Below are 5,015 nucleotides of genomic sequence, written 5' to 3' on the forward strand. Positions count from 1 at the left end.
GGCGCCGGCTGGGCCGCCCGCGGCGGTGGCCCGGCGGCGGCGGACGGCGACGGCCAGGCCGACGTACAGGCCGACGAGCAGCACGGCCGGGTGCAGACCGCGGCCCGTGGCCAGCCAGATGAAGAGCGCCACCACGGTCACCGCGGAGGCCAGCACGATGAACAGGGCCACTCCGGGCGTGACGTCTCCCGACCGGCCCGCGCGGGCGCCGGACCGCGGCCGGGGGGACCGGCCGGGGAGCGCTTCGGCCGGGTCGCCCTCGGTGAGCCGGCGGGCGCGCTCGCTCTGCGGCCGGACGCGGGCGGCCGCCCGCAGGTCGGGCTGCGGGCGGGGCGGCAGTGCCTCCAGGACGGGTTCGGCCGTGGGTTCCGCGGTGACGCCGACGGGCCGCGGGCGGTGCAGGGTGAGGCCGGTGGGGTCGAGCCAGCCGGACGGGTCCAGTACGGCGAGCCCGGCGATCCGGTGCACGGCCGTGCGGCCCGCGGTGGTGAGGACGAGGTGTCCGGGGCCGGGCTCAGGAGCTCCGGCGGCCGGCGAGCCGGTGCCCGGGGTGCCCGTGGCGCTTTCGGTGCCGACGGCGACCAGCGCGCCGCCGACCGCGCGGCGCAGCGGCAGGCCGGGGGCCCGGTCGGCCCGGGTCCCGGCCGGCTCGGCGAGCGTCAGCAGCCAGCGCCCGTCCGGGAGTTCGCGCAGCGCGGCGCCGTCCTGCCAGTGTGCCAGGACGCGCCCGGCGGCCTCGACCGCGCCGATCACCGGCACGTCGAGGACGAAGCCGGCGGCGGCGACGGTGGCGCGGAAGGCCGCGGCGGGGGTGGCGGTCACTGGTCGCTCCCGATCAGGTGGTGGATCCGGCCGGTGAAGGCGTCGCCGACCACGATCCGGCCGGCCCGGGTCTCGGCGGCGATCAGCGGCAGCTTCGGGTGCACGGCGGGCGGGGCCGTGCCACCGGAGAAGGCGCTCAGGGTGCGGAAGGCGTCATGGCGGACGTGGCGCACCAGGCGGGCGCTGCGGGTGCAGGTGACCAGCGCGGGCACCGCGTCGTGGTGGACCAGGCCGATCACGTCGGCGTTCTCCCGGACGACGATCCGGGACGGCGTGCCCTGCCGGTTCCGCACCTCCCACTCCCGGCCGTCCTCCGACCAGGCGACGGTGGCGCCGCTGTGCACGAGGTGGGCGGCGCGGGCGGCCTCGGGCGGCAGGGCCCGCTCGTACAGCCGGGCCTCACGGAAGCGGTTGAAGGGCTGGTGCCCGTCCGTGCCGGGGCCGGCCTCGCCGTCGTCGGTGACGGCGCCGTCGGGCGCGATCCGCCACCAGCGGCCGGCCAGCGGCAGCACCAGGTCGTCGCCGTCGCGCAGCAGCGGCAGGACGGGGCGGGTGAGCAGTTCGTCCGGCAGTCCGCGGTCGAGGCCGAAGTCGCCGAGTCCGGCGGTGAAGCCGCCGGGTTCGCCGCCGCGGCCGGCGATCGGGCGGCCGCTGACGTAGGGGACGAGGCGGTCGTCGCGCAGGTGCAGAGCGATCAGCCGCCGGCCGATCCGCCCGGCGGCGACCACCGGGCCGGGCAGTTCGTGGCGCCGGGCCCGGAGGACGGTGGCATCGCCGCCTTCGGTGTTGGGGAGGTTGACGGCGAGCAGGGTGGTGGCGTGCGGGCCGCGGGCGAGCAGGGTGCGGGCGTCGGTGGTGAAGGCCGGCACGGCTCCGCCGGTGACCTTGGCGGGCAGCTTGGCCACGGCCGGCGAGGGCACCCGGCGAAACTCGCGGCCGCGCAGCGCCCGGACCGCGATCTCCGGTGCGGGCAGCGGGAGTTCGGCCTGCTGGTGGTCGAGCCGGACGGTGACGTGGGTCGCCCCGGCGGCGGACCAGCGGGTCGGCTCGCTCGCCAGCACCCGGGCCCGGGACGGGAGTTGTGCGGCCAGCCGGGGCGAGGTCAGCAGCCAGGCCCGGTCGGCGGCGGCGAGGCCCTCCTCGGCGTCCCGCACCTCCTCGGGGGTGGGGTCGGCCGGCCGGCGGGCGTTCAGCCAGGCCGGGAGCACCTCGGCGAGGTCGCCGGTGAGCAGCTTGCCGACCGGGTCGCCGAGGACGGCGACGACCAGCGAGGTGCCGCGCGCGGCCGCCCGGCGGTGCAGGACGAGCAGCGCGGCGAGCTGGACGAGCCGGCCGGCGCCGGCCTGGGTCGGGCCGGTGTCCACCAGCGCGGCGATCCGGCCGCGGGTGGCCGGGGTGCGGAACTCGGGCGCGAAGTGCAGCAGTTCGCCGTCGGCGAGCCGGCGCAGGAACTCGTCCGGGTACGCGTCGGCGAGCAGCCATTCGGAGGGCAGCAGTCGGTCCGGCCGGCCGGAGCGGGCGAGGCCGCCGAGGCCGTCCGGGTCGCCGAGCTCGTCGGCGACCGGCTCGCGCTCGCCGACCAGGGTGTCCAGGCGGCGCAGCAACGGGCCCAGGGCGACGGCGAGTTCGGGGGTGAGGGCGGAGAGGGCGGCGGCCCAGGGGGCGAGGGCGGCGGGCAGGCGGGTGGTCGTCATCGGGCGGCGCTTCGGGTGTACGGCTCCAGGGCGTCCGGGGAGCCGGCGGGCGGGGGCGGGTCGGCGACCAGGGCGCGGCCGGGGACGAGGACGCAGAGCTGGCCGTCCGCGGCGCCGAGCGCCCGGCGCCAGAGTGCGGCGGCGGGCCCGGGGCGGGCGGTGGTGGGGACCAGCAGGCCGGCGTCCCGGCCGAGGTAGCGGGCGCCGTCGGCCCACGGCAGGTCGTCCCCGTCGCCGAGGACGAGCAGCAGCCGCCCGTCGGATGCGGCACCGGCCGGCAGGCCGCCGTGACGTGACGCGCCGTCGCCGTCGCCGGGCAGGGCACCGCCGTTGGACAGGGCGCCGTCGCCGGGCAGGGCACCGTCGGGCAGCGGACCGTCGTCGGCGAGGACCGCGAGGCGGGCGCCGCCGAGGAGCCGGTCCCGGGTGGCGGCGGCCAGCGCGGGCACGGCGTCGCCCACGGCGAGCACGGCGGCGACCGGCAACGGCGGCTCGCGCCGCTCCCAGCGCAATGGAAACGACAGCGGGGGCAAGGGCGGAGACGGCGGCGGGGACGACAGCGCGGTGGACGTCCGGGTGGTGGTCACGAGGGCGCGACCGCCGCAACCAGCTCGGCGCGTATGCCGGCCAGCGCCGCCGGCAGGTCGGCCGGGTCGAAGCCGGCGTCGATCTCGCGCAGCGCCGCCTCCAGCCGCAGCCGCGAGTCGCGCCCGGCGGGCAGGCCGCGGTGCTCGGTGAGCAGGGCGGTGCCGGTGCGGGCGAGCCGCTCGGCGCGGGCGGCCGTGCTGCGGGACAGCTCCTCGGCGGCGTGCACCAGGCTGCGGTTGGCGGCCTTCTCGATCAGGTCGGCAAGGGTGTCCCGGGCGAGCGTCTGGGTGTCGGCGGTGGGGGCGATCAGCGGCAGCACCCACAGGTCGCGGGCCGAGGCCGTGCTCCGGCCGTCGAGCACGGCGGCCGCGGCGACCAGCTTCTGCGAGCGCACCGCCCGCCGGTCGCTGACCGGCACGCCGGCTCCGCGCAGCCGGCGCAGCGCGGCGCCGAGCAGCGGGGTCACCTCGTCCAGGTCGCAGTCCCGGGCGGCGGCCGCGAGCCGGTCGACGGCGCCGAGCAGGTCGCCGGGGCGGGCCGGGGCCGCGGCCGGACGGCGGCCGGCCTCCAGCAGCTCCTCCAGCCGGGCGTCCGCCACCGGCTCCACGAAGACCCGGGCCAGGAAGCGGTCGGCGAAGGCGGCGAGGGCGGGGTCGTCCGGCAGGTGGTTGGCCGCGCCGACGCAGACCCGCAGCGGGCTGGCCAGCACGGTGCCGCCGCGGCGGAAGACCCGCTCGTTGAGCAGGCCGAGCAGGGTGTTGAGGACGGCGGTGGAGCCGAGGAACACCTCGTCCAGGAAGGCGATGTCGGCCTCCGGCAGCATCCCGGCGGTCTCGAACTCGACCCGCCCCTCGCGGAGCCGGCGCAGGTCGACGGGGCCGAACAGCTCGTTCGGCTCGGTGAACCGGCCGAGCAGGTACTCGAAGTAGCGCCCGCCCAGCTGACCGGCGACCCGGCGCACCGCCTCGGACTTGGCGGTGCCCGGCGCCCCGACGACCAGCAGGTGCTCACCGGCGACCGCACAGAGCGTCACCACCTCGGCCACCGTCTCACGGTCGATCATGCCGCGGCCGGCGGCGGCCACGGCGGCGCCGATCAGTCCGGCGTCGGCGGCGAGGGCCGCCGGACCGGTGGTGGCCGCGGGGCCGGTGCCGGCGGTCGGAGGAGTGCCGGCGGTCGGAGAAGTGCTGGTCTCGGTCACGAGCACCGGAGTCTACGGGGGCCGCCAGGCCGCTCACCAACGGGTTTACCGCTCCGTCAGTCGTCGAGCCCAGGCCAGCCGTCGCGGTTGGAGCAGGTCTCGTAGTCGTACCGGGTCAGCCGGTCCCACTCCTCCCCCGTCGCGCGCTCGTACGCCTCCTCGTGCACGTAGAGCAACTCCTCGCAGTGCCGTGCGGTGAACGGCGCGAAGCGGTCCGGTGCGCCGAAGACGCTCTCGTACGTCCGCCGGCCGGCCGCGACCGCGGCGGCGCGCGCGTACAGGAAGCCGTCGTCGGACTGCGGCAGGGGCGAGCCGCCGTCCGACAGTCCGGCGACCGGCAGGACGCCGAAGACCTCCTGGTCGATCCGGTACAGAGCCTCCGCGAGCCGCTCGCCGAAGCCGATGATCTCCCCCACCGGTCCGGCGGCGAGCACCTCGGTCAGCCGCTCGCAGCCGGCCTCGACGTCCGCGCAGGTCGACGTGCCGGCCTCGCCGCCGAGCACGTCGACCAGCTCCCAGAACCGCGCCCAGGTGATCGCCGGCGCGTCGGCGTCCGCCGGGTCGTGCTGCTCGGTGGTGGCGGCGTTGCCGGTGGTACCCATGTGCCTGCGGCCCTTCGTGAGTCCGGGGTGTCGGTCGGCGGTCGCCCGCCGGGGCACACTGTGCCAGCGCGCACCGACAGAGCCGCCCGCCCGGCAGCGCGGTGCTGC

General features: G+C 78.4%; 5 protein-coding genes. All 5 read right to left on the minus strand.

The window, feature by feature from the left end; all coding sequences use genetic code 11:
- On the minus strand, positions 1-822 hold an 822-nt coding region (locus ABZ885_RS35160; protein ID WP_360198044.1), incomplete at its 3' end, for a bpX6 domain-containing protein.
- A complete protein-coding gene (locus tag ABZ885_RS35165) occupies positions 819-2,516 on the minus strand; it encodes a hypothetical protein (RefSeq protein WP_360198047.1) in 1,698 nt (565 codons plus the stop codon). The genes ABZ885_RS35165 and ABZ885_RS35160, both read right to left, overlap by 4 nt.
- On the minus strand, positions 2,513-3,103 hold the full coding sequence (locus ABZ885_RS35170; protein ID WP_360198050.1) for a hypothetical protein: 591 nt from the start codon (positions 3,101-3,103) through the stop codon (positions 2,513-2,515). Before ABZ885_RS35170 ends, ABZ885_RS35165 begins: the two co-directional genes overlap by 4 nt.
- Entirely contained in the window at positions 3,100-4,305 is a 1,206-nt protein-coding gene (locus ABZ885_RS35175; RefSeq protein WP_360198053.1) for an AAA family ATPase, read from the minus strand. Before ABZ885_RS35175 ends, ABZ885_RS35170 begins: the two co-directional genes overlap by 4 nt.
- 56 nt (positions 4,306-4,361) lie before the next feature.
- Positions 4,362-4,907, minus strand: coding sequence for a DUF4240 domain-containing protein (locus ABZ885_RS35180; RefSeq protein WP_360198056.1), 546 nt, complete (start codon positions 4,905-4,907; stop codon positions 4,362-4,364).
- Between the last annotated feature and the right edge of the window lie 108 nt (positions 4,908-5,015).

Origin of the sequence: Kitasatospora sp. NPDC047058, from assembly GCF_040643935.1 — a bacterium.
In the GTDB taxonomy this organism is placed as follows: domain Bacteria; phylum Actinomycetota; class Actinomycetes; order Streptomycetales; family Streptomycetaceae; genus Kitasatospora.

Bases quoted from the DNA above. Each gene is read 5' to 3' on its own strand.
- ABZ885_RS35165 (WP_360198047.1), bottom strand. From the start codon at position 2,516: ATGACGACCACCCGCCTGCCCGCCGCCCTCGCCCCCTGGGCCGCCGCC.
- ABZ885_RS35180 (WP_360198056.1), bottom strand. From the start codon at position 4,907: ATGGGTACCACCGGCAACGCCGCCACCACCGAGCAGCACGACCCGGCG.